The following is a 24,498-nucleotide window of genomic DNA, read 5'->3' as shown; positions in this document are numbered from 1 at the left end:
ACAAATACACCAAGAGGAGCACGGGCGAGCGCGATCACGTATAGCATCGTTGAAACGGCGAAAGAAAACGGGCTCGATCCATTGACCTATCTTCAATTCCTGTTTGAGCAAATGCCGAACATCGACCTTGAGGATCCGGAAGCGATGAACACGTTACTGCCATGGAACATGGCTGCGAAAAACAAGTGATCTTGACCGATACACGTACTATTTCTAGCCGCTACGTTTCATTAACGTGGTGGCTATTTTACGCTTACAAATTAAACAACACCTGTTCAATTCGTAACGGATCCGCCGAGACAACGGGAGATACTTTGGCAACAAGCTGCAAAGTAACCGATTTATCAGCTGCCTTCCGTTGCATCCGCCGGATCACTTTATCCGCAAGGTGTGCAATATCTACTGGTTCCGGACTCACTCGCAAAGTCCCTTCATCTGCCTGTGCCAAGGAAAATAGGTTTACGATGAGTTGCTCAATTCGCTCGGACTCATCAAAGATCAATTTCAAATACTCATCCTTTTCATTCTCAGATGACACAAGGTGTTCGAACAAAACTTGACTGTACCCTCGAATGTATGTCAGAGGCGTCCGCAACTCATGCGAGATATCCGCCAAAAATTCTTTGCGCGTTGACTCCAAATGGTCCAAATGGCGGGCCAAATCATTAATGGCACGTCCTAGGCGAGCAATTTCATCCTCGCCCTGTACAGGTACCGTCTTGTGATAATTTCCCTTGCTGATTTCCTTGGTCACCGACTCCATCTGTATCAGCGGACTAGCCAAACGATTCGATAAAAACAAAGTGAGCCCGCTTGCCAGCATGACCGATCCGATGCCCGCTAAAATAATCAACCACTGAACGTGGGCAAAGGTGGAAACGACAAGTCTCGATTCTCCTTGGACATAAAGGACGCGAATAAACAGTTGGTCAAGGGACACGTACAACGCAAGCAATACAACAAGAACCAATAAAATTACCGATAACCCGATTTTCCCGGCCACCGTCTTGAAAGTCACATAAAACACCTCTTTATATCCGCCCATCGGCTAGATCCCATGAACAGCGTGAGGGTAACAGATACTTATGGAGAAAGTGTGTGCACGCTCTCTACACATTTTCTCTACACTTCCTTGCTAATGTGTTTATTTGTTGCCATGTTCACTTAGCTGAGCAACATCATCGCAGTCGGGGAGAAAGTCTATGAACATTCATCGAAACCGCATTCTCACTTTGGGATTTTGGGCCCTAACGTTGATACTTGTCGCTGGCATCATTGGTGGACTCTTCTATATGATCCGTGAAGGAGGTGGGAATCTGCCAGTTGCAGGACAAGCTCCCAACTTCAGCGCAACGGACATTACAGGGAAAACAATATCGCTTGACAGTCTGGACGGCAAGATTCGGGTTGTAGCCTGGTTTCACACGCATTGTCCGGACGAATGTCCGCTCACAGCCTATAGGATGGAACAAATACAAAACCAGCTCGAAAAGGACGGGAACTTTGGAAACAAAGTGGTTTTTGTCTCCATCACATTTGACCCGACGCGAGATACGTTACCCGTCATTAAGGAATAGGCAAATCACTTTCACGCCAACTACAGCGGATGGTATTTCCTTCGCGCAACCCCAGAGCAGACCAAAAGAATTTTGCGAGAATGGGGAATCCAGGTCAGAGCCGGGGCCAAACCAGGGTATTTCGAACATGTTTTAAAGACTGATTTAATCAATCAAAACGGGAACATCCGCAAGACCTACAATACCGCAGACCTCAGCTCAAACGAAGTATTAGACGACATTAATAACATTTTGGCGCGGGCCAACTGGAGTTGAAGATGTGTATTCGACTGTGAAACTGAAGTTTGTCCGTGTAAAAAAACTCCAAATCATTGCAGAAATCGTAATTAGACTTATTCTGCCGACTGCTGGTCCCTGGGTGTCCTTGAATATACGCGTAGATATGATAGTTACTGCTGTGTGATTTGGGATATCCCGGTGATAGAATGCTAGAATTTTCCCGAAAATCTGCTTAAATATAGGCTGTTTTCGTATAGATTGTTGCTCCTTAAACAATATTCGACACATCTCGGACGATGAGCGGTTTGAATGGGTTGGAGGGATCTATACGAAGACTTCGATGAATTGAGTCAAGCCGAAAAACTCGCTTTGTTTAAGGCAATCAAGAACACTCTCTTCCCTGAGCCACGGTTAAAGTTAGACAAAGTTGCCGAAGAAATCCGTGACAGTCGATTCAGTGCAGGCCGAAACGATATTACGGTACAATATCTTCGAACCGTCTAAGAGGATCGCTATTCCAATAACTTTCCCCAGGGGGTAAATCGTGGAGAGGATATTCGTAAAGACATGGGTATACACGTTCGTTACTTCACTTGCTTTGTGCATCATTTTCCTACCCGATTCATTTCACTCTACAGTAAACGGCACCAGCTATACTGTACCGATGCGTGATTATGTTTTAGAGATATTGCGTAGGTCGTTGAGTGTCAGTCTAACAATTACTGGGATTGTTGCTGTTATACTGTTGATCCTTATTGTGCTCAAAAAACGGGTCTGATATTGGCTATGCTTCTTCCGATGTAATGTGTTCTTCAAATACAATTGATTTTTAGCAACAATCTTTACGAAAAGAGCCTAAATAAACTATTTGGAGGTGAGGCGATGTCCCCCAAATACAATGCCACAAACGGCGACTTCGGTGTCGGTTTCTACTATGTCTATGTCCTCTGTACTGGCGCATCTGTGATGGCTTTGGAGTTGGATGCTTCACGGTTTCTCGCACCATACTTTGGCACATCGATGATCGTCTGGGCAAACATTATTGGCATGATTCTGTTGGCGCTGTCCGTCGGATACTTTATTGGGGGCCGGATTGCGGACAAGTATCCCAATCGAAGCCTCCTCATGCATTTGTCACTCGCAGCCGGGTTGTGGATGGCTTCTCTACCACTCTGGGGGCACCTCATTTTTCGCAACCTCTCATCCGGCATCATGAACACACCCGTTTCGACCATTGTGCTGTCCTAGGTTGGCATCGTGTTTGTGTTTGTGCCCCCGTGTTCTTGCTGACTATGGTAAGTCCATTTGCGATCCGGTTGACGAGCCATACTTCTGACAGTGCAGGGAAGGTCGCTGGGAACCTATACACGTTTTCTACGCTTGAGAGTCTGTTTGGCACATTCGGCACTGCGTTCGGAACGATACCTTACCTGGGAGTCGTGCAAACGTTGCTGATTTGGTCGGGCGTTCTGAATGTCATCAGCGCGTTTGGCTTACGGCGAGCGATGCGTGTAAACGTGGGTTCTGTCTCCATCGTAATGCTTGTAGCATTTGCCACGGGTGATGTGAAAGTATCCACTGGCGTTCACAGCCCTTACGGGAAAGTATTGTGGAGTTAAAGATACGCTCTACCAGTATGTGCAGGTGGTACGTCAGAGAGACGGTGCCACCGCACTGATTTATAATGAGAGGGGCGGCGTACAGTCTGTTAGCCGACCTGGGAATGCATTGAACAGGAGTGACTACTACGACGATTACCTGTTGATTCCCTTTTTAACGGCTACCCCTCGGCGCGTTGCAGTCCTTGGCTCCGCAGGCGGCACCATTCCACATCTACTCTCGGTGTACGACAAGATGTATTTCCCAGCAATGAACGTCACGGGTGTGAAGATTGATCCGTCCGTGATCCCGCTTGGTTATCGATACTTCGGGCTAAAGCCGACTGATGCTACGGTTGTCAATGAAGATGCCCGCATGTTTATTCGGCAGCCTGGGAAACAGTTCGACATCGTCATCGTCGACGCGTACATCAATGAGATTTACATTCCGCCACACATGATCACGAAGGAGTTTTTTCAGGAGATTCGGTATCGGTTGACACCAGACGGCGTCGTTGCGCTCAATTTGAACGTGACGAATCCCAAGTCGCCGATGCTGAAAGCGTTTGAAAAAACCCTGACTACGGTGTATCCAGACGTTTACCGCGTCAAGGCGCGAGGTGATTTCAACTACTTACTGATTGGTGCGCAGCACCCGCTGACGACCCGCGCATTCAGAAGGATTTCTGCGGCAAGTCCTTTGGAATCGATTGCTGACGAGTGGCCGTCATCTTTACAACCGTTAACGAACGCGGTTGTAGATGGAAGCATGCTGCTCACAGACAACCATGCATCGGTCGAAATGCTGACCGATTCGATGGTTTTTGCCTACGATAGGAACTAACCGAAAGACTAAATTTTCTCACCAAATGTGGAAAAAGTATTTTTGCGAGGACGACCAAATACTGAGGCATGCGTGGTATGGATATGTACATCCAGGATTGAGATGTCTGTCATGGTTGCTCGCTCCCCTTTTCTCCATTATGTCATGCATTCAAGGATGACCTTTGAACCGAGAAATTTCTGATATTGCGACTATCCAAGTAACGTTGCAACCAAATGCGGGCCTCGGACCCAAAGTACACCTCCCGCTCTTTGTTGCCCTTACCGAACACGTTCACGCAACCGCGCTGCCAGTCAATTGCAGTACGGTCGAGTCTGTTGATTTCTCCTACTCGACAGCCTGTGGCAAAGAAAAATCCCACCATAGCATGTTCCAATGAACTCGTGCATGAGTCCCGCAGCAACTCCAGCTCATCAATCGTTAACGCCTTTGGCACGCGCTTTCCTTGCTTGGGCTCCTTTAACCTCAATGTGGGATTGCGTAGCAGAAGTTCCTCCTCCACCAGCCACTTGAACAAGCTCTTGATAGCACGGATCTTGTGACCGATACTGCTTGGTTTCAGGTGCACGTGCTGATGCAAGTGCTCACGTAATCGTCCCAACGTGACCGTGTCAATTTCGACGTCCCCGATGTCTCGAATCAATAGGTTATGCTGCAGCCGATAGGCCCGAATCGTATGGGAGGAATACCCCTCCTGTGCGCGGAGGGTCAGAAACTTGTTCGATGCAACGGATATACGCATATAAATCGAGCCTCCTTCGAGAAACACGGACAAAGAGACCGAAGCATCTGATTTATCGAAGCAGGTACATTCCCGCATAGACCATAATAGTTGCTACCAACACAAAGGCGGCCAACGGCAGACCCAACTTTGCGCTATTATTGACCCGTTTAATGTCCAACTTTCTCACCAGAACGCTACTCCCCTTGGCCAGTAACATGGCCAGCCACCAAACGACAAGCGTGGGCAGCACGCCAAGTGCCGCCCCATAGACCATCGCCATTTTCCAGTCTCCCTGCCCCCATATTCCGCACAGGGTCGGAATCAACAGTAATGCTCCGGTGATGAACATAGAGATGCCCGCGCTGATTCCTGCCCCACATTCGGCTTGCAGTGCCAAAAAGGCACAGACCCCACAAAGGTTCCACAGGTTCGGAATCCGGCGCACCCTTACGTCAAACCATGCCGCGACTGCTGAGAAGACGAGCAAAGCAATCCATATCGCCTGAGGATGGATCGTCCACCCATGATGATCACTGGTTTGAATACCGAACAATGCGTGCCACATAAACGCGGAAATCAACTCCTCACCTTCTTTTGAATTAAGCCATGGTCATCCCGATAATTATGAACAATCGGATAAACAGGCACCGAAGTTGCAGAGATGTGTGACGCGAGTGGCATTGTTTTTTTGAGAAACATCCCTACTGTACGTTTCCAGCTAAATCGTTCTCCGGTGCCAAATCCCAAACGTTTGATATTCCGTCCGGGCCAACACGCCACAGAATGTTCTCCTGAGCCGTCGAGTCGAAGATGAGCGTCCCACCATTTTGAATCCATGCATCCAGCTGTGGCATCACCTGCTCCAGATTCTGCTCAAATCCAGCGGTTTGCACTGCATTTACGACAATCGTTCCGTATTGGCTGATGTTCGGGATTGTGGGCGTATTCAGGGAACTTACCGCTGCGCCGGGGACGGCCTGTCGCACGGAACTCACCGCTTGCGCGTTGTTTCCCCAGTTCGCGCCACCATAGAGCAGCAATACAGGTTTTTTGCTTGGTTGAATAAAATCGCGGATGATATTGTTCCATTCCGTCGTCGCCCAACTGGCGTTGTCGTAGTAATATTCGACGGTTTGTGTGTCCACGAGCACCTGGCCATTTCCGTACTGAAAATAAGCAGCCGTTGGCTGTGATCCGTTGGTGGCGAGAATCTGTGCGCCTTGGGGTAAATGGGTCAGGTACATATGCGATGCCCAGTTCCCGGTCCACTGTGACGGCATGCCATTCATAATCGGGCCGCTTACCAGTTGGTTCTGCGTCACGGTTACCCTTGTGCTCGCGGTTGTCCCTGCCCCAGTCGCCGTAATGTCATATGTGCCGGGTGTATGTGGAGCAGTAAAAGTAGCGCTGAAATCACCCTGTGCATCGGTTGTGACCTCGCTCGCGGATACAGAACCGCCCGACGTGGAGAGTGTTAACGCCTGATTCGCCACGGGGTTTCCGTTAGAGGTGAGTCGACCGCTCACTTGATACCTCTGCCCAACCAGTGCTGTGCTCGTCCGTTCCTGATAAACGGCCTGTCCGCTGCCCTCCTGAAAAATGTACTCCGTAGCTGCAGCTTGCCACGAGGATGGGGTGGCTTGAATGTAGCCGGTACTCTGCCACTTTGCGGCATCGGCAGTGGAGGCAAGGAGATTCCCGTTTGCGTCCGTCATCTTCAGATCCATAAAGGCGGGTTGCATGCTTGCTCCGTTGAATCCATCCGTATTGATGCCCTCGATCACAATGTCGTTCTGCCCCGCATGCAACTGCACCGGGAGTTGCTCTGTGTTGCTTGAAAACATCGGTACGCCTTTAAATTCTAGTGCGTTTGCGCCGTAAGATCCGTTCGACATCGCCACAGGCTTGCCGTTTACATAGATAACCTCAAAATCATCGACCCAGCCATTGGACAGAGCGTCGAGCAGGCTTATCTCGGCGGTTCCGGAAGAAGAAGTCGTCACCGTGGTATGGTCAAACTGGACACCATTTGGAAAGTTGGGATTCTGGACAACCCAAAGATTCATGGCCGAGTCCGGGTTCCAGAGCGTATTTGTCCCTTCGGTCACGCTCTGTGCCGGATAAGGGAAATTCATGTTGATGGGTAGCTCTGAAAATGCGTAGAACGGAAAGTCGGTTACGTTGCCATTCCATGTGTTTACCGCACCGCTGGGCAGGCTTAGATTCGGTGTCGGCACGTCCACCTGCACGACCAAGTTGGGACTGAGAACCGTGGCGTATTTCGTCAGCGTGACCCCATCCGCCATGACTGTAATCGTAATCGCGCCGCCCGTATTCGCCGAGTAGGGAATCGAAAAATGTCCGTTACCATCCGTATACACCACATGCTCACTCGCGTCGTCAGTATAGGCTGTACCACCGAGGGTACCGGCCGTGACGAATACGTTCACTGCCTGGCCGGACAGAGGTTGGCCATTCCATGTCACCTGTCCCGAGAAGGTCATCTGTGAACCCGTAACGAGCACAGGGATTGGATTCATCGTCAGCGTCGGCGTGGGAGCGCTTACGGGATAAATTACGTCCTCCTTCCCCGTGCTGCCTGTCTGCGGGTTCGTCACCTGAATCGATAGCGCGTCTCCCGGTGAAAATACCCAGCTTCCTTGTCCGTCGGACCAGTTCCTCATGTCCGATTCCCCATAACTGGCGAATCCGCTCACCACGATCCGGTCGTTGCGCCAGAGCGTAATCACGGGCTGCACGCCGTAGGTGGAAGCATTCCCAGCCACCCAGCCCCGGCTTTGATCCGCAATCGTAAGCGACGTCTTTCCGGGAGCAGGTGGGTTGCCGAATCCGTATCCAGTGATGACAAGCTGTGGCCCCCACGTGGACGTATCCCACGAGATGGACGCCACATGTGGTTTCACAGCGCCTGGGATAATGGGAACACTGGTGTCACCCGCCCATCCTGTTACATACGGTGGCACGGACTGGGACTGTCCCCACAATACTTGCGCCATGTTCGCGTTTGACTTTACCCCGGTTGCTGTTTGGTGATTCAGACTAGACCAAGCGGCCGGGAGAAAAGCGACCGTCAATACGCCAATGCCAAACAGCGTCCAAAGTAGCATCCGTGTTTCTCGCTCCATCTCAAGACCCCCCCTCTCCAACGACTTTGTATTCCACAGGAACCGTCACTTGCATCGGAACGGATAACGCTTTGAGCCCGGGAACCCGCGCTGCAGCCGACTGTAGAAAGACCGGCAAAAATTCGCCCGAAGCCGTGACCGTCACCCGGTTTCCATTGACCCTTGTCTGAAATGACAGGTTCTCGAACACCCGGTTCAGATGCAGTTCGGACACTTCGTTCGTAAAGATCTGCTGTGCCGCAGGCGCGTATGATCCATCCAGTGCCCAACCCGCCGAAGTGAGGAATCCCGTGCCTGAAGCGGATACGGATTGAGTGACCTGTGACTGTGCGGCAAGCGCGGCCGCAGTGGTCGCTCGCCGCAGTTCGGTGCCTGCAGCAAGGCCCGATGCGAACCACGCAAATATGAGAAGAAAAATCATGCCGACCGTCACAGACAGCAGGGCAAAGTTGAGACCGAACGTATAGCCGCCCTCTGCACGAAACCAGGCCCAACCCGACTTCCAGCGCGCCATCATGGCCCAACCCCCGTGTACTGCACCTCGTTCCACTGCGTTGCGGAGGCGGTCATCGGAACCGTTGCGGCAAGTGCGGGTCCCCCAAACAAGGTCAATGCCCTGTCAAATGGAATTGGCGCATTATACTGAATCTGCACGTTGGCATTCGTGGACGTAGGCGTTGAATCGAGTGCATACCCTGGTTGGTTACTTCCTGATATTGTCGGTGTGACCGAGACAAGCGTCTGGCCATCCCACGTGGTCGGAAGATGCGCTGCCATCAGATCCGCGTTGATTTCGGACTGTGTTGCCCCAATATCACCTGTGATCGCGTAGACCCGCGCGGCATCCTGTGCAATGGCATCCATTTTAATCTTCGTGTCTACAAGCGGCGGTGCCAAAATCAAAATGACAGCGACAGCGAAACTGACGCAGATGGCAAACAGAGCCGTTATCAATTGGCTAGGCAACGAATGCACCCCCTCTAAAAAAGATGAAGGGCAGACCGACTGGCCCACCCCAGAACATCAAAACTGGTGATTACGGCGCTTTGTAGCCGCCGCTCCCGACGGATGACGTACCGACCTGAAGCGAGCCGCTCTCCGCCTGTTGGGCCAGTTGCGTTAACCCACTTTGTGAAGACAGGCTGGTTGATGCACTGGCGGCCCCTCCCTGCGCTTGTGTCAACAGGTGACCAATCATGAAGTAGGCAATGCCAGCAATCAGAGTCACCGCGATGATTCCAACGAGCCACCAGAGACCCCGATTTGTATTTTCTTCGGCTGTATTGCCTGCGTCCACCAACACCCAGCGGACTGCGCGTTTCCACTTTGTCATGTGATTTTTCCCTCCCATGGGTTCAAAACAGATTTGTGAGATCCTTCACCATCGCTTGTAAATCACCAGACAGTGCAGACCAGATGAGCCCTGCGGCGACGAGCACGACGATGGTCGAAAATATCCAAAATCCGACCATCGTCACATACTCGTCCATCATGCCGCCGCCCTCCGCCTGCACAAAGCGGCAGAGCGCCTTCAGGTTTTTTCGTAGGCTTGTCACACATACATCACCTCCCCTCCAAGCATCACTTATTTGGGCGACCCGAGGGTGCCAGCGAAGTGCCAACGCTTCAGCCCAGGCTCCATGTGCCAAGGAGGTGGAGCGCGAACGTGAGCATCACATAGATGCCAAACCCGAACCCCGGCATTGCGATGAGCAGCGTCGCATACATGGCCACCTCCAGTTGGACTTTCCCATAGCGTTCGGCGGCTGTAGCGTCGCGCATCTTCATGTCGAGTTGCATACTCCGAATGAGCGCGTCGGCCACGGGTGTCCCATTTCGTTCCGATTCCGAGACGAGGGAAGCGAGTTCCCTCAGTTGTGGCACACCCGTTGAGTCTGCCAAGGCTTCCAGCGCTCCTGGGAGTGTCGCATACCGTTTCTGTGCGTTCACCTCTCGCAGCCTATCTCTGATGGGCGAACCTAGCCGCTGTTCCAACGTCGCGAGTGTATCCGACAGGGTCGCACCTGCACGGACAAGAAACGCCATCAACATCAAAGTCACGCGTGTCTGTTTTGTCAGCTTGCGCACCTGCGTACGAGCCGATATGCGAGCGTATAGCAGGGGAGCCGCAAACGTCCCCGGGATAAGAAACAGGAGCATCCCCATCCGCAGAAGAACGGCAGAGGCTAAAAAGACGGCCGAAGCCAGCAGAACAGTTCGCAGCCAAAATGCCGCCTGTTTCGGGGTTCCGATGGCCACGGCCTCCTGCTGAAGCAACGCAGTATAGGAACGCAGTCTTCTTCGTTTGGGCCTGACTTGTCCGTCGCTGAGAACACGCTTGCGAAACTCCTGCCACGCCTGCACGCGCCATTGCCAAAAACACAGCCACGCCAACGTGACGCACGTACCAAATCCTGCGGACAGCCATGTCATGTTCATTCCCCCCTACGCCTCAATGACCTGACTCCGGCGGACGATGAGGTACAGCCCCACCGTCATGACCGCAAGCGTGGTCCAGAAGATTACCTTGGTCACTTCGTTCAAGTGCGAAGAAACAAATGGATACGCCAACAAAAAACTGCCAGTGAGCATGCCGTAGAACCAATACCCGCCCGTCCGTTGATGTGCCGTCTCCGCCCGGATGCGGCGGATATATTCGAGTTCCTTGCCTTGGATCTCCGCCATGTCGAGCCAAAGCTCGTCCAGCGGCACGCTGTACTTCTTCGCCTCACGCGTGGCGAGCGCAAAGTGCGCGATGTCCTCGATGCCGAGCCCGTTCGCCCAGTGGGCAAACGCATCTTCTGGCGTCGCAAACTGGGGGGAGGCGCTCAAATCACAGAGGGTCCGAAGCCTTGAACGGAGCGGATCGTAACGAACAGCGTCAGCCATGCGCGAAAAGGCGTCGTCAAGTCGCCCCGTTGCAGTGAGCACATGCACCCCTCGCTCCACACCTTGACGCAGGAACGCGTTCAGGATATCCTCCCGGCGCCGCCGTGCCAGACGTGCCCAGTAGCGCTCGTAGAGTAGAAGTGTCACACCCAAACTCAGTGCGAACCCAAAGAGAATGAAATAGTGGAGCACGACTGTGACGGCGAAGCACAACACAAAAAGAACCGCAACGTGGATGACGGCGGTTCGCTTCGTGTATGACTTATCGAGTATCTGATAGTGCGCTGCGATCCGGTCGAGATACTGAGACAACAGATTCGTCCTTCTCTGTCTGGCAGGTTGTGCTGACATGACGTCACGGAACCGTTCGCACCATGCCATATTTCGAAGTTCTCGTCCGAACAGCCATAAGACGATTGCCACAGTTACGGACAAACCGAACAGCCGAGATTCTAACAAAACACTCAACTCCATCCTCTCCTCACGTGGCAATGCGGTACAACCGCACCGCTTCTTGATTTCGTGGCAGCGTTACGTCGATGCCCTCCACACTCGCCCGTTCCATCATGGCGTCCGTGATGCCGTGAAAACGAAACACGTCTGCCGCTGCGTCGTAGGTCAGAATTGGCTGCCAACGCAGGGCTCGTTCTCCGAAATCAAACCCGAGAATTTCGCCAATCTCCGTGATTCGTTTTCCGTAGCGGGTATCGCGCAGGGTGAACACAAACCGGATCTTGTCCCCCATCATCCCGGCAATGTTCAAATACGAGGCCCCGGCTTTGGAACCATCCGCCGCCTCTAACAAAAATCTTGTCAAGACACCTTCGACGCCCGATGTGAGACCCACGTGACTGTGAAACGTCGTTCCCGTCTGTCTCCTTACAATCAAGCTCATGCGCAGGAAGAGATACGCGATGTCGGCAGAGCGCACCTCGCCGATGAATTCGTTGTCTGCGTTCATCCGCAGTGAATTGATCAGGTTTCGGGCCATGTCAATTCGCCCCTTGCCCTCGTGATTCTCTGCCCGATCCGTGAGCCGAATGGCCCATTCACAAAGCGGTGCCATTTCGGGCAACTCCTCGATGATGAGATTCAGTTGTCCTGTTGGAATATCGCCTGTCATGGCATTCATGAGGGTGGTCTTACCGGACCCGACGCCTCCTGACACGATGAAGCTGTCCCCAAGTTGCATCATGAGTCGGATAAAAGCGCGCGTGTCCGCATCGAGCAGACCCAGGCTCACGAGGTCATCGAGGTTGAACGGGTAAATCGGTTTGCGGATACTGACGATGGTTCGTGGCTCCGTCACGATTCGTCCCTCAGCGTCGTGGATGGTATAGCGCGTACCGGGACCGCCCACGACATTCATGCGGTAGCCACCCCGTAAAATCGCGTCCGCCAGCGGATCCGACTGCGAGTAGAGGTATGGCGTCCCATCAAGTTGCCTTTCGATGAATTCACCCAGGGCCAACTCTGATGCGAACCGTGCATCCGCATGCTCGAACTTACGCCCGTTTCGCTGTACGACGGTCGTCGTGCCGATGACATGTACGTCTGTCACGAGCGGGTCCGCCATGACAGACTGCAGGACATCGAATTGAAACCAGGTATCAAGCAGTGTCGTGATCACCTTCTCCCGGTGCTCCATCGGCACAAATGTCCCTGGTTCCGCACATAGGCGGTACAAAAATGCATGCATGTCCGTTCGTGTCATGCCCGGTTCCCGCAGACGCGGGTGGTTGATGACGACCGCCTTCAATTGTTCGATGTATCGATCCACGACTGCACTCATCCTTGACCACCCCCGTTGGAGGTTGTGCTCGAACCAGTGGATCCCGTTGTCTTGGGTGGCGAGGTGGTTACATGCGTCGTGGGCACTGTGCCACTCGCTGTGGGAAACGCTGAAGGCGAATTGGCAAGCGGAATGGATCCGGGGGCCGCGAACGAGTCGTTTTGCGGAATCAGCGCCACTTGGACGTTGTTCTTCAGAACCGCAGGTGCTAGGATTTTGTAGTTCTGTTCACTGACGAAGATGAGCAGCGCCGTAGGCGTTCCCCCTTTAGCTGGTTGGAGCACATTCAGGACGGGGACCGGTTCGATTGTCGTCAGTGTCTGCGTCGCGCCGTTTTGTTGGGGCACCAATAAGGCAATCTGCTCACCAGGATTGACCACCGACGCCAGCGGGCTTTGCACAGGGAGCGACATGAGCATGCCAGTCTGCCCGGTGCGTTGGGTGTACTGGGTCAAAAAGGTCGAAAAGCTGCCACCTGAAGGGTTCAAGTCCCCAGTCGTAACCGGATCCCCCTTGGGAACGGCATACGAAAGATAGTGTCCAATGACTGAAGACTCGTTTGTGGCTAAGCCTGCAATGCCGCTGGTTTTCGGAACCGTCACCGTGGTGACGTCACTCGCGTCGATACGCGTGTAGGGATAAAGCGTGTGGGTAGAGACGACGACGGTTTCCGTGTTCAGCGCCCGATAAAGCGCGAGTGAGCCAATGGTACCGGCCAGCACGGCGCAGAGTGTGCCAAGTACAAAGGAGAATGTACTTTTTCTCACTTTGAGATCACCTCCCGTAACGTTCCAAATCGCAACTTCCGTCGCCCATGCTCCAAGACGGGCGTTACGCGAAGCGCACCGAGCAAATGGTCTAGTGCATCGGATACATTCCGACTCCCCGCGAGCGGCGAAGCGGTCATGATGTCGCGGTACAGTCGCCGATCTTCCGGGATATGCACCACGTCCGACGTAACCTGTGCCTCGTCCAACAGACGAAGGGCACGCCGATGTTCTGAAATGCCCTTTCGAATTCGATTGACGGCAACGACCACCCGTTCTGGCATCTTCATATGGCGCACCAGTTCATACTCTTCGAGAAATCGCTTGAACGCCATCCATTCCGGCGTCATAACAAACACCACGCGATCCGCCAGTTCGAGTGCCGTATATGTGGAAGGGGCGGATGGGCTCGTATCGATGAGGGTGAAATCAAAAGTCCAGCCAAACTGCCCGACCACACGGCGGAGTGCCCCGTCGTCGAGACCGTCCCGTGCCCGACCACTCGGCAATAGATACCAATCATCCACTTGGACGAGGGATTCTTTAAGCGCAACCTCGTCCATTTGTGCAGGCAGTCGCGTGAAGTCGTCCGTCGTCATCGCGGCCGATAGGTGATGGATGGACTGCAGGTTCCCCTTGGGATCGAGGTCGATGACGCCAACCGTCAACCCCTGCCCTACAAGTGCGCGAGCCAGGAGCGCCGTCAAGGTGGATTTCCCTACACCCCCGCGGGCGCTGTGAATGCAAACGACCCGTCCGCGCATCGGCGGTTCCGGGTCGTCATGAGTCTGTTGATGTTCGGTTGTACCCTTTGCCGCAACTGATTTCGGTGGACTGTGTCGATTGAGAATGGCCTCCATTGTTGTGACCGGTGTCGATTCTTCCGCCTTCGATTCTTCCGGTTCTGCGGGTTGAACCCAGCGCTTGAGGTATTCCATTGGTAAGGGATAGGCCACGACATCGACACAACCGAGGTTCTTGGCGGTTTGGTACGCAGGTGCATCTTCCGATGCGGAGGATACGCAGATGAACGGACCATTGAATCCCGACTCGCGCAATCGATGCAGCACATCAACTGGCCATTCACGGCCAATCAGCACGAGTTCGACGGCGGATGCGTCCAACTGCAACAACTGATCCTCGTGATCCACTGCGCAAAGCTTAATCCCCACGCGTTCCGCTACGGAAATAGCCTCCGCATGCTTAATACGATCAAACTCGAGTAGCAATAGCATGTTCATCACCTCCATCAAGTGTCTGTCGAGCGGGATCGACGAAGGCCGTCGAGATGCGCCGAACGATTGGGAGAAATGCCTTTGCGAAATGCGGATCGAGATGAACGAGCGGTGTCTGCATCCGCATCGCATGAAACTGACGCGGCTCATGGGGAATGGCGACCGTCTGCACGGTGTGATCCTTGTCGACCAACAGTCCCACCGTGTCATGATTGACAACGCAAATGACACGGTCGTGCACGCCGGGCTTAGTTTGCAGGGGTAGAAGTTTATCCCCCATCCAGGCATCGTCCGGCCATGTGACGACTAGAATCAGGTCGATGTTTGACAAGGGCATATCCCCGTCCGCCCTCGTGTCAAAGATGACACGATAGCCTTTCGGTGGCTCTGAGGCATAGATATGAGACGAGAAGGACGCGTCGCACCACTGCTGGAGGGTTGCGGGTTCCTCTTCCACCACGGCCGCAGGAAGTTCATTTGCGTGGCACAAACTTGCAAGTTGAAGGGCGATGAAACTCTTGCCACACCCGCGCTCTCCGAGAATGCGGACTCGAACTGGTGCAGGATCCGGCCAGACAAACCGGCGTACCAGACGTTTCACAGCACCTTGCTTCTTCTCGCCTGTCGCGGAGCTACCGATAGAATTCGGTTGAAACAGCGTGTCAAATCGATCCCCACTTGGTGCCTGCCCGTCCTGTTCGAGTGGCTCCCAAGTGAACGGTTCGTCCGCACCTTCGAACACATCGACGAGCTTTGGCGGTTCGATCACGTTTTCTTCTTCACGGTGCAGATACACCGCGACATCTTGCGCAGAGCGGGCATGTCCAAGCAACGCGTCGAGTTCTTGTAAAACGAGCTCCTCGCCGACAAACAAAAAGTCATAGATGCCTTGAAGACACAGTTCGCGCTTGAAAGTGTCCGATTCGTGCGCCGCCGCGCCCACAAACACGACACGGGCACCGGATTGCCGAACTCGACCCAAGGTTTGGAGCAGTGCATCTCGCTCGGGAAACATCCATTCACAGGTAACGAGCGTATCTGCCGGCTCGAACCGGGTATCCTGAATTCTTCCGGCATAGGCGAGCCAAACACTGTCTTTAAAGCGATCTCTGAGATCAGTGGGAAATGCCAAATACAGCAAGGGTACCTTCTCCTTCCCGTTTGGAATGACAATACAATTTGGAAACATATTGATGAGTCGGATGAGCGGTAAATCATACTGAGAAAAACAGGCGCGCGACGGTTTTCAACGTGTTACCCCGAATCTACGTTGAAGAATTTCCCCACCTCCTATTACGAACACGGTATCACGGAAAATGGCGCATAGGGTGTCCGACGAGTGCCAATACTGGCTCGCTCAATGACCGTCAAATCCAATCCCCTCATACTTGGCCCCAGACACCACGTCACGAGGTAGCCATTGCCCGTGCCCGCCGATTTAGGGGAATGACGTATACGCAAGGCTCCATGCGGGCTGTGATTGCGCGTATTTGGCGGCGGTGTTCGGGATCTGATGGAGAAAGTACCAAGTCGGATAGCCGAGTGTTTGTGCGAGACCTGTATTGGTCCATGTCACAGAAGAACCTGTCTTGGTTGTAAAGATGACAGTGGCCTCCATGTGAGCTGCACTGGCAGGCTCCCCAGTCAAATTCCACGCTGTGAGTTGTGAGAAGGAATTCGGCACGCCCGTGGCGGCATATTTGGGAATGGATGCATATGCCCACCCGTATTCGGTGGCCGGAGGTGGATATCCGTTTCCGACCGGATCCCACACAGGCACATCTCCCGCATTAAATATCGTGGCCGGAAGCAGTCCAAACGACTGTGACCATACGTTTGCTTCGCCATCTGGGTTAGCCATACGGAAGGTGACATTGGCACGACTCGGCATGTCGTGTGGGGAACCCGTCCACTGCAGGCGAAACGCAATCCCGCCACCCACCCGAACGTATACCGCCGGATCCTGCAATGGGTTTCCGAATGTCGATTGGGCGGGACCTCCGCCCATCGTTGAGCCGTCAACATACGCATCTGCATTTCGCTGCGACGCGCCCTCATTAGTCGGTGACCAAACATTCCCCGGGTGGCCGGGATCATAGAAAAGGCCGGTAATCTGCAGGTTGCTGAGATTTAGGGGGTAATCGTGCCGATAGGTCATGGGCTCGTCCACCCAAATGTACTGAATGCACCCCTGACCGTCCGTTGTGGTTTGCAGGTGCCAGCGCGTGTCCGTCCACGTGAGTAACTGCCCGCCGGAACCATCTGGAGACCACTGGTAGGAAAGAACACGGTTTGGTGGCATCGGCGGGACGGACGGTGGAGGACATTTCGATCCACCACCGCCGCCACTCTGCGGCGGTGGCGGCGGTGGCGGCGGTGGCGGCGAGATGGGTGATTTCGTGACTGTGAAAGAGACTGTGGCAACCGAGGACATGCGATTAAACCAATCCTTGACATACAAGTGGACGTGGTAGCGACCGGGTTTGAGATACTGCGTATTCAATTCATTGGGAATCCCACTCCCCCCATCGACGGTTTCCTTGAACGTGGGTGGGTAACTTGTGGTTCCGCCACCGTTCACCTCCACCATGGGCGCGCCGTTCGGTGCGTAGAGCGTTTCACCATTGTAGGGTGCTTTGCCTTGCAGGGCGTCTTCGTGAAAAGACTGCGACGTGACATCCTGCCCCGAGGCATTACTGACGGTCACCAGTTCGAAATGATAGTGGCTGTGATAGGCTTCGATGGAAGCGTGGTTTTCAAACTTGAGCGGTGTCCCTTCCTGAACTGTGCTCGATCCAACGATCGTAATCTGTGCGCGAGGTGGGTCCGTCGCATAAACAGGCTGATCAAACCAGTTTTGACCGGGTCGAAGCGGAACAAAAGAGGCTCCGCTCATTTCCACGATTTGCGAAACATTGGTAACTGGAAAGGTTTGTCCTTCACTGTCGACAAATGTTGTGTTCCATTGATGGGACTTGACATACGAAGGATCGCCTTTGAGTGCGGCGATCCATTTTCCTACTGTCGATTGTCCGACCATTTTATACCCGTTGTTCTCCGAAATGGGGACCCCGTTGTGGCTCACGTGGTCAAATCCCCAAATACCGCCGAGCGAGTCGGTACCGTTTCGGATAGGAATGCCGTCCGAGCCATACTTGTAGAGATCCCCGCGATCTTGAATCGAAATAAGCGTCGGATCATCCGTATGCTGAATCAAAAACTTAGTACCCCCGACAATCTGGCCATTGGGTATAATGGAACCTGCCGTTCCAGGCGGGTTATCCGTACGCCCAATGTATGCGTATGCTGTGACCGTCATGGCAAAAAAAGCGGTGACGCCGGAAAGCAGCGCGACACCGATCCGCATGTGCGCATGTGTTGTGATTTGATGTACGGTCTTCAACAATCCCGCTTTTATCATCGTCCACTCCTCCAAAAGAATCGCAAATGCGAAGAGGCCAATGCCTCCTACGGCCCGGCCTGCAGCTTTATCTTGTTTCGGGTCGACGACACCCGTGGTAAAATAGCTTGGAAGCATCGTCTACGGTACACACTGAGGGTTACGACACATAGAACACATTCGAAGGTGAAGAACATTGGCGGTCACCAAGGAGGAATTACATCTTTTGGTCGACCGAATCGACGATCCCATTGAATTGGAATCTGTCTATGCAGCGATGAAGTCTATCATTGAACACGATGACCAAGCCTGTTATTGGTCAGAACGTTGGCAAGAAGGAGAACGGGAAGCAGATGCAGACAGGGTGGCCAACCGTGTGAGCCAGCCATTTGATTCCGTTCAGGAACTTATGCACAAGCCTAGTGAAGGAACCAGAAGACGAGCAGAACGTATGAGGCTCGAATACAGCAAGCGATTTGGAAAGCGACTGCGAACACTAAGCAAAGGGAACAAAAGCGTGATCCCTCAAGTCGAGAAGACGCTTTTACAACTTCATCAATTTCCTCCTGCGCACCCAGCGCTCAGAATGAAACGTATTCAAGGTACGGATGATTGTATGACACGTTCATCCATGCCACGCAGGCTGGCCACTGCTGTCTTGAATTTCAATTTTCGTCGTGGATGGTGAACTGAAGTCCACTTGCGCAAACGTGATATCGTGAGTCGGAAAAATCTCACTCACTCCGATTTCTGCGTGGCCCTGAGTACGTACCATGACCTCACTTGCGGTAATGGTAGCACCCCCATTTTGTGGATCGCGTGAATCATAACCATAGAATCCATTCGCAGTCGCCCATGTACCCCCTCGATTCAATCGATATTCCGTGTGATTACCGGATGGATTGTAAAGTGAGCCACAGGTGATTTCCATCTTGTTTTGATCTGATAGCCAGGGCAAGTCAAAGAATTGCATGCCACCGCCTTCTTCTGAAAATGTAATTTCATCAACAAGTCGGAACGAATTTGCCTGCCCAACAGACGCCATGGTCGCAGTGACATCTGGATTGTGCGCAAACGCAACCTTTGCGTCATACGGTTGAAACCACACATGAACCGATCCGTCTGTGCCCATCGCATATCCATGGTACAGTGCGTCCAAGTTGGTCGTAATCTGCGATTCACTTGTGGTCGTCAGGGTACCTACTTTTACCCCCCGGTTCAACTGAATGGCGTTCGCCCACGCGACGGTGCTACCACCTGCATTCCAAGACAAGTCACTATCCGGGATACCCACATACAATTGATACGCATGATCAACAGCTTGGACATCGATAGAATCACTCGCACCAAAGTGAGTCGAACTGTCCGGCGTGAAATAGCCCTTCTGAACGAGGGCATTCACATACGGCCAATCCGGTGCACTCACATCATCAAACGGATTGTTGCCTGTGCTGTCTGGCGCAATTTGCAGTGCAGCTGCAAAATTCTTGGCTACTGTCATTTTCGTAACTGACTTTGCGCCAGTACTCATAGACCACGTCGTGCCGTCCCATGTGGATGTGACCCCAATTCGGTCGAGGGCCTGCATCAAATACCAAATTGGAATGTAGGATGTCATGACGCTTCCAGACAAGTCGCGGTGAACAAACCGCGGGGCAACCTCGACCGTCGCTCCGTCCATTTGAATGCTGATATCATCAGCGTTCGAAGGAACCTTGGGTAAGTGCGAAAGGTCGGCCTGTATCCCGCTCGGTAATTGCAAGTTCCAGTGCCGACCATCCCATGTGCTCTGAATCCCCAGTTTGGACAATACGCCGAATAAATACCAAACGGGCAACCAGCTCGTTGGTTCCGAGGTCGACGATTCCTTGCGAATCAGATGCATTGGATTCGACCCGTCGACACCGCCCAATACCATACGAGTCGAAGCCGATGTAACGCCCTGCCCGATACTCGCTGCGGAAACGGACGTACCTGCACTCAAGCTCAAGGCCAATATAGATGTGATGAAGCCCACTGCTGCTTTCCTCATTTCGTTCACCCTCCCACTTCTTGTTATACCGAGCCTAGCATTCAATTCTCATCGACGGGTGCCACCGGAGTGCCATTCGTGATACGCCCGTTCCCGTGGCACCCAACTGTCACTGCTGCGGCACCTTTGAAATGACGAGCCATCGTATGCTGATCTCACAACACCAATGCACCTTCTCTTAGGAAGAGATTCCCTCTCCGCGTCCGGCAAGTCAAGCCCTGTCAACGTTCCACAATCTAAGACCATCGTCATTCTCTGCGTCGTGAAAGGAGTTGGTTTCCCTATGAATCTATTTCCGGTATCACCAGTTCAAAAACGCGAAGTACAATGCCATGATGACGGCACCAAAACCATGACGCTTCATGTAGAATCCATTGTAGTCACTGTGACCTGTAATCGTCCGTCTTCTGCCGCACTCGAGCAATTTACCCACACCCTACATGAAATTCTTCTAAATCTGTTGGATGACAGCACACAGCATGGCAAAGGCCCCGACGAAAAGGTGTCCCCTTAAGACCGAGCGGATGACCGTCCGGTCTTATCCCAAATCAGTGCGTAATCTCCACCTAGCGCCTCATACAACTTCTCGAGTACAACGACTCGCTTACGAAAGAACGCCCGGCGCGACACGAACAACGTCTCCCAAACAATCGAGTTGAGTTTCTTTTCAAAATACTTCAGTCGGATGAGTGCCATCTCTTCCTCGGTCAGCACGCCTAAGGCGTTTTCTACCAGGTGAATTTTGAATTGGAGCGGTCGAATACGTTCTTCCTCAAGAGTCATCCGCTTTTCAACAGCGTCATAGGTCGGATTACTATCCCAGTTCTTTGGGAATGACGCCACCGCAACAAACTCATAATGCACTCGTGGGTAATCGTCCAGTTGCTCACGTAGACTCGTGACCTGCCGCTGCCAGATCGGATAGGCATATAGCCACGCTTCAATTTGCCGCATACGTATACTCATCATGAGTGATCCGTCCATTTCGTTTGTCTGACGCGTCCCTTCACGCGCTTGAAGGTGTCATGACGCATCAGTTTTTCGTACTCGTTGAAATTCTTTGAATACGGATCTTCAGCGCGTGTGTCTTTGGTGGCCGGTTTCGGGCGGGATTCATGTTTCATTCCATTCACCCTCCGTTTCCTTGTGTTCACTTTTGTAAACATTATGGAGATAAAAAAGTTCATCGAAGGGCTTGTCCAACACACGACACAACTGTTGCGCCGCCTGTGGACTTGGATGACGAATGCCCCGCTCCAACTGACTGACATGCGCGACGCTGTAGTCGACCATCTGAGCAAGTTCACGCTGTGAGAGTCCCTGTAGTATTCGAGCACGCGTGAGTGCGCCCGGCTTCACACCAATGAGTCCAATGAATTTCGACAAGATATCACCCCGTCTACATTTGTGTAGACTCATCATAGTTCCGAAATTGTCCATCTGACAATAGTATCTTTGTTCACTTTTGATAACTTTATATTGCATGTTTTCAGGGTCGATGGTATCATCGGCACAGAATATGAAGGGTGTGGTTGAGGTTCATGGATGAGGCGTTTGGGGAATGGCTACGCAGACAACGCAAAGAGAAGCGGTTAACCCTGCGGTCCGTGGCAGCGAAGTCCAAGCTCGGCATCGGTCATCTTTCGCTCCTGGAGAACGGGAAACGCAAACCCAAAGTCGAGTCTCTTGCGCCCCTAGCTTTGGCTCTTGGCATTCCGTATGGCGATCTCATGCGCGCGGCAGGATACTTGGATGATCGAAATCTACTCTTCGCACACCGATTGCATAGTGTACGTCTCGACCAAAAGGTCGATGTACAGGATCTAGCCACAGCGTGTGGTTTGTCGCCAAAGACCATCGAACGATGGGAAGATGGCTCCAACCACCTCCCCAGCCAAAAAACCATTGAACGTTTGGCCGCTCATCTGCAGGTCACATCCGACTATCTCCTCGGATTGACAGATCGTCCAGAGGCGGCTACATTCGACCTCCGGTCCGTACTTGAAATGGATACCGTGATATACAACGGAACACCGTTGACGGCGGAACAGAAGACCTTTGTCGCAGATCTGATTCGACGGGTTCTCGACTTTTCAGGTTCTCCCTCAAATTCGCAAGAAGACGATGAATTAAAATGAATTCATTTGGGTCTGTGTCCCATAGACATTCCTTCTATCGTTTCTACCGATTTACACGGTACATCCGCTCCCGTGCTTTTTTCGAGCAAGTAGTACGTACCCACGACGACGGAGCGTTTTCAAACACATCGGATCATTTGGATCATCCTCAAGCTGAATCCGAATCTGGCGGATAAATACATACAGTTCATCGCGTTGCGCCATGGTCTCCTTTCCCCATCCTCGACGGAACAAATCGTCGCTGGAGACGACCTCCCCGATATGTTCTGCCAAGAATCGGAACAAGTGAAATGCAATCGGCGTCAAATACCTGACTTCGCCATCCTTGATGAGAACGGCCCCATCCAAATCGATGTAGCAGTCATCACCCAGTGATATGTGGCTTTCTTTGTCATGACCCATCATCCATCCCCCCAAAATCATTTGCCAAACGGATTGGCGATGAGGGGAAGCAAAACAGGCACGAAAGAACCGTGGCAGCTGGCTGACAGTAGACCGTTCCCGGTCCGTAGTCCCTGTAGCTTTGCGTCCCCTACTTTCGCAGGGTTTGCCGTTCTCATATTCCGTTTATCGTTTTACGTCAAAGTTCGGTCGATTGGTTGAAGGGCTTATGGCCCTTGATCCATTGTCCTGGAAAGTAAAGCACCCGTTCACTCTCCGCATATTGGTCACAAACAAATCGGCCACGTTCGATCAATTCCTCAATTAGATTTTCACGAGCCTTCCAAGGTAAAGGAGCCAGTTCCTCACCGAATAACCCAACACCACGGATATAATGCTGAACCACCTTGTCCGGGTCGTGAAAGGACGATTTGATCGATACTTCTAGGCTCTCAATGTCCTGTAAACCCGCTTCTTCAAATTCGTCTCGCACTTGATTCGGGTTTAGGAGAAAATCTCGTGGTTGGTCATTTCGTTTCGCTGCCAGTTCCAAAATCGGCGCGAACCATTCGCGAAAGAAAGGTACATTCAAATTTGCTTTCAAGGGATGAAAACTGGCAATCGTCCCACCAGGGCGCACCACCCGTTTCATTTCCCGAAGCGCCTGAAGTCGGTCAGTAAAGTGCAGGAATGCGACGCCAATCGCCGCATCAAACCGCTCTTCTTCTATCGGCAATTCCTCCGCTCGACCCTGACGGAACGAGACCCAATCGATACCGAGCCGCTTTTGTTTCGATCTTGCACGGGCCAACATACTCATGGCTGGATCGACCGCCACCACGAAACCGGATGGTCCTACTTGGTCGGTCAGCCCCCCATCAAATGTCAGGACACCATTGGCACAGCCGAGTTCCAACACCTTCATGCCCATCTGTACACCGGCCCATTGTAGGAACTGCCGACGTTGTTCCATGACTTGCGGCCAGATTTCTCCGGACAACTGTTCATAGGTTTCAAACAGGTTGAATTGGGAGACATGCAACATCGTCAGACGTTGGCGAAAGTATCCGGCTTTGTCCAACATTTTGGTCGTTCGTGCCAACACGTCACGACCTTCATCCGTCAACAGAACAAAGCGGCTTTCCCCCCGTCGCAAGAGACGAATATTCCCGAGGAGGGCTCCAAACATCAGTTCCTCGCTAAGACTGTAATCCACCCAAGGTCGGTGCCATGTTCCACGGACGAATGCTCGTTCAGGAATTTCTTCGTAGTAAAGGAGTGCATTGTGATTTTCCCAACTGGTCACCAGCATATAGAGTTGCAGCAACGTACCAAACCTATGCTGACCCACGAAGTTTTCCACACGTGTCATAGCTTCCAAAGCGAGCGTCTCATCCACGTCTAATTCCCCGAATGTCTCGTGCGCCAAATGTACCGCCGTCGAGGCCGCAATTTCATAGACAGCGATCTGCGCCATGCGCTCCGGCGCGGCTAAATCGTTTAGCACAAGACCACGCTCTGCCTCTGTCCAGTGCGTGAAGGCGCACTCCCTGGCCCGAACACTGAGAAGTTCATGGATGACCGGATCAAACCGCCCGTCCTCATCCACACCCGCGAGCCACGGACTGATGACCAAACCTGCTGCCCAAAACCGATGTAACGCTTGTGTCAGATCAGGGTAGATAAACATGCACCTACACCCTTCCTGTGAATAGGATCTCTCTTGTTTTTCATATTCGCCAGGTCATTTTAGTAT

General features: G+C 52.6%; 29 protein-coding genes, 1 pseudogene and 1 riboswitch. Of the genes and pseudogenes, 9 read left to right on the top strand and 21 right to left on the bottom strand.

Going from position 1 to position 24,498, the window contains the following annotated elements:
* The coding region (locus ATW55_RS09145) for a transposase domain-containing protein (protein WP_067716086.1) at window positions 1-189 on the top strand (189 nt) is incomplete at its 5' end.
* 64 nt (window positions 190-253) lie between these two features.
* On the opposite strand, the gene ATW55_RS09140 is transcribed toward ATW55_RS09145, so the two are convergent.
* Entirely contained in the window at window positions 254-1,018 is a 765-nt protein-coding gene (locus ATW55_RS09140) for a sensor histidine kinase (protein ID WP_160327210.1), read from the bottom strand.
* 184 nt (window positions 1,019-1,202) lie between these two features.
* On the opposite strand from ATW55_RS09140, the gene ATW55_RS09135 reads away from it, so the two are divergent.
* The 5 genes and pseudogenes from ATW55_RS09135 to ATW55_RS09120 all read left to right on the top strand — a co-directional run bounded on the left by ATW55_RS09135 (window position 1,203) and on the right by ATW55_RS09120 (window position 4,238).
* Entirely contained in the window at window positions 1,203-1,577 is a 375-nt protein-coding gene (locus ATW55_RS09135) for an SCO family protein (protein ID WP_067716078.1), read from the top strand.
* A 528-nt stretch (window positions 1,578-2,105) separates the two neighbouring features.
* Window positions 2,106-2,261, top strand: a pseudogene (locus tag ATW55_RS09130) (IS1595 family transposase); the annotation flags it as partial.
* A gap of 417 nt (window positions 2,262-2,678) precedes the next feature.
* Window positions 2,679-3,044: a fused MFS/spermidine synthase gene (locus ATW55_RS09125; protein ID WP_067716070.1), complete on the top strand. Its 366-nt coding sequence runs from the start codon at window positions 2,679-2,681 to the stop codon at window positions 3,042-3,044.
* A gap of 200 nt (window positions 3,045-3,244) precedes the next feature.
* The gene (locus tag ATW55_RS16330) at window positions 3,245-3,415 is read left to right on the top strand and encodes a hypothetical protein (protein WP_160327209.1); all 171 of its coding nucleotides are present in this window, start codon (window positions 3,245-3,247) and stop codon (window positions 3,413-3,415) included.
* A 25-nt stretch (window positions 3,416-3,440) separates the two neighbouring features.
* A complete protein-coding gene (locus ATW55_RS09120) occupies window positions 3,441-4,238 on the top strand; it encodes a spermidine synthase (protein ID WP_160327208.1) in 798 nt (265 codons plus the stop codon).
* Between the two features lie 142 nt (window positions 4,239-4,380).
* On the opposite strand, the gene ATW55_RS09115 is transcribed toward ATW55_RS09120, so the two are convergent.
* The 14 genes from ATW55_RS09115 to ATW55_RS09050 form a co-directional block, all read right to left on the bottom strand.
* Window positions 4,381-4,980, bottom strand: coding sequence for a tyrosine-type recombinase/integrase (locus ATW55_RS09115; protein WP_067716059.1), 600 nt, complete (start codon window positions 4,978-4,980; stop codon window positions 4,381-4,383).
* Between the two features lie 52 nt (window positions 4,981-5,032).
* Entirely contained in the window at window positions 5,033-5,542 is a 510-nt protein-coding gene (locus tag ATW55_RS09110) for a prepilin peptidase (protein ID WP_153005096.1), read from the bottom strand.
* A gap of 121 nt (window positions 5,543-5,663) precedes the next feature.
* Window positions 5,664-8,108: an Ig-like domain-containing protein gene (locus ATW55_RS09105; protein WP_067716051.1), complete on the bottom strand. Its 2,445-nt coding sequence runs from the start codon at window positions 8,106-8,108 to the stop codon at window positions 5,664-5,666.
* A gap of 1 nt (window position 8,109) precedes the next feature.
* Window positions 8,110-8,658 (bottom strand): hypothetical protein, encoded by a 549-nt coding sequence (locus ATW55_RS09100; RefSeq protein WP_153005095.1) that lies wholly within the window; start codon window positions 8,656-8,658, stop codon window positions 8,110-8,112.
* Window positions 8,622-9,074, bottom strand: coding sequence for a hypothetical protein (locus tag ATW55_RS09095; RefSeq protein WP_067716041.1), 453 nt, complete (start codon window positions 9,072-9,074; stop codon window positions 8,622-8,624). Before ATW55_RS09095 ends, ATW55_RS09100 begins: the two co-directional genes overlap by 37 nt.
* 70 nt (window positions 9,075-9,144) lie before the next feature.
* Window positions 9,145-9,441: a hypothetical protein gene (locus ATW55_RS09090; RefSeq protein ID WP_153005094.1), complete on the bottom strand. Its 297-nt coding sequence runs from the start codon at window positions 9,439-9,441 to the stop codon at window positions 9,145-9,147.
* A 22-nt stretch (window positions 9,442-9,463) separates the two neighbouring features.
* Complete coding sequence (locus tag ATW55_RS09085) at window positions 9,464-9,664, bottom strand: hypothetical protein (RefSeq protein WP_067716034.1); 201 nt, start codon at window positions 9,662-9,664, stop codon at window positions 9,464-9,466.
* A gap of 70 nt (window positions 9,665-9,734) precedes the next feature.
* Window positions 9,735-10,541 (bottom strand): type II secretion system F family protein, encoded by an 807-nt coding sequence (locus ATW55_RS09080; protein WP_067716031.1) that lies wholly within the window; start codon window positions 10,539-10,541, stop codon window positions 9,735-9,737.
* 12 nt (window positions 10,542-10,553) lie between these two features.
* Complete coding sequence (locus tag ATW55_RS09075) at window positions 10,554-11,465, bottom strand: type II secretion system F family protein (protein ID WP_153005093.1); 912 nt, start codon at window positions 11,463-11,465, stop codon at window positions 10,554-10,556.
* 13 nt (window positions 11,466-11,478) lie between these two features.
* Complete coding sequence (locus ATW55_RS09070) at window positions 11,479-12,789, bottom strand: ATPase, T2SS/T4P/T4SS family (RefSeq protein ID WP_067716022.1); 1,311 nt, start codon at window positions 12,787-12,789, stop codon at window positions 11,479-11,481.
* Window positions 12,786-13,556, bottom strand: coding sequence for an SAF domain-containing protein (locus tag ATW55_RS09065; RefSeq protein WP_067716017.1), 771 nt, complete (start codon window positions 13,554-13,556; stop codon window positions 12,786-12,788). Before ATW55_RS09065 ends, ATW55_RS09070 begins: the two co-directional genes overlap by 4 nt.
* Window positions 13,553-14,791 (bottom strand): ParA family protein, encoded by a 1,239-nt coding sequence (locus tag ATW55_RS16100; protein ID WP_067716012.1) that lies wholly within the window; start codon window positions 14,789-14,791, stop codon window positions 13,553-13,555. The genes ATW55_RS09065 and ATW55_RS16100 overlap by 4 nt, the downstream gene beginning before the upstream one ends.
* Complete coding sequence (locus ATW55_RS16325; RefSeq protein ID WP_067716007.1) at window positions 14,769-15,932, bottom strand: hypothetical protein; 1,164 nt, start codon at window positions 15,930-15,932, stop codon at window positions 14,769-14,771. Before ATW55_RS16325 ends, ATW55_RS16100 begins: the two co-directional genes overlap by 23 nt.
* Before the next feature lie 297 nt (window positions 15,933-16,229).
* Window positions 16,230-18,329, bottom strand: coding sequence for a hypothetical protein (locus ATW55_RS09050; protein WP_067716003.1), 2,100 nt, complete (start codon window positions 18,327-18,329; stop codon window positions 16,230-16,232).
* 58 nt (window positions 18,330-18,387) lie between these two features.
* Here ATW55_RS09050 and ATW55_RS16095 point away from each other — a divergent pair, with 58 nt between their 5' ends.
* A complete protein-coding gene (locus ATW55_RS16095) occupies window positions 18,388-18,879 on the top strand; it encodes a hypothetical protein (RefSeq protein ID WP_153005091.1) in 492 nt (163 codons plus the stop codon).
* On the opposite strand, the gene ATW55_RS09045 is transcribed toward ATW55_RS16095, so the two are convergent.
* Window positions 18,817-20,223: a hypothetical protein gene (locus ATW55_RS09045; RefSeq protein ID WP_153005090.1), complete on the bottom strand. Its 1,407-nt coding sequence runs from the start codon at window positions 20,221-20,223 to the stop codon at window positions 18,817-18,819. The two genes, ATW55_RS16095 and ATW55_RS09045, sit on opposite strands and share 63 nt — an antisense overlap.
* A gap of 283 nt (window positions 20,224-20,506) precedes the next feature.
* Between ATW55_RS09045 and ATW55_RS09040 the strand changes: the two genes are divergently transcribed.
* Complete coding sequence (locus ATW55_RS09040) at window positions 20,507-20,737, top strand: hypothetical protein (RefSeq protein WP_067715996.1); 231 nt, start codon at window positions 20,507-20,509, stop codon at window positions 20,735-20,737.
* Here ATW55_RS09040 and ATW55_RS09035 read toward each other — a convergent pair.
* From ATW55_RS09035 to ATW55_RS09030, 3 genes are read right to left on the bottom strand one after another with little or no spacing between them, the layout of a single operon-like run.
* Window positions 20,734-21,192: a hypothetical protein gene (locus ATW55_RS09035; protein WP_153005089.1), complete on the bottom strand. Its 459-nt coding sequence runs from the start codon at window positions 21,190-21,192 to the stop codon at window positions 20,734-20,736. The genes ATW55_RS09040 and ATW55_RS09035 overlap by 4 nt on opposite strands.
* Window positions 21,189-21,347 (bottom strand): hypothetical protein, encoded by a 159-nt coding sequence (locus tag ATW55_RS16320; protein ID WP_160327207.1) that lies wholly within the window; start codon window positions 21,345-21,347, stop codon window positions 21,189-21,191. The genes ATW55_RS09035 and ATW55_RS16320 overlap by 4 nt, the downstream gene beginning before the upstream one ends.
* A complete protein-coding gene (locus tag ATW55_RS09030) occupies window positions 21,337-21,609 on the bottom strand; it encodes a helix-turn-helix domain-containing protein (protein ID WP_067715990.1) in 273 nt (90 codons plus the stop codon). Before ATW55_RS09030 ends, ATW55_RS16320 begins: the two co-directional genes overlap by 11 nt.
* Before the next feature lie 155 nt (window positions 21,610-21,764).
* Here ATW55_RS09030 and ATW55_RS09025 point away from each other — a divergent pair, with 155 nt between their 5' ends.
* On the top strand, window positions 21,765-22,361 hold the full coding sequence (locus ATW55_RS09025) for a helix-turn-helix domain-containing protein (protein ID WP_067715987.1): 597 nt from the start codon (window positions 21,765-21,767) through the stop codon (window positions 22,359-22,361).
* A 51-nt stretch (window positions 22,362-22,412) separates the two neighbouring features.
* Here ATW55_RS09025 and ATW55_RS09020 read toward each other — a convergent pair whose 3' ends face one another.
* Complete coding sequence (locus ATW55_RS09020; protein ID WP_067715984.1) at window positions 22,413-22,763, bottom strand: winged helix-turn-helix domain-containing protein; 351 nt, start codon at window positions 22,761-22,763, stop codon at window positions 22,413-22,415.
* A gap of 70 nt (window positions 22,764-22,833) precedes the next feature.
* Window positions 22,834-22,923: riboswitch (cyclic di-GMP riboswitch) on the bottom strand.
* 18 nt (window positions 22,924-22,941) lie between these two features.
* Window positions 22,942-24,432 (bottom strand): methyltransferase domain-containing protein, encoded by a 1,491-nt coding sequence (locus ATW55_RS09015; RefSeq protein ID WP_067715981.1) that lies wholly within the window; start codon window positions 24,430-24,432, stop codon window positions 22,942-22,944.
* Between the last annotated feature and the right edge of the window lie 66 nt (window positions 24,433-24,498).

The organism is Ferroacidibacillus organovorans (assembly GCF_001516615.1).
Classification (GTDB): domain Bacteria; phylum Bacillota; class Bacilli; order Alicyclobacillales; family SLC66; genus Ferroacidibacillus; species Ferroacidibacillus ferrooxidans_B.
Note: the sequence above shows the minus strand (reverse complement) of the source record. Positions and strands in the feature narration are given on the sequence as shown.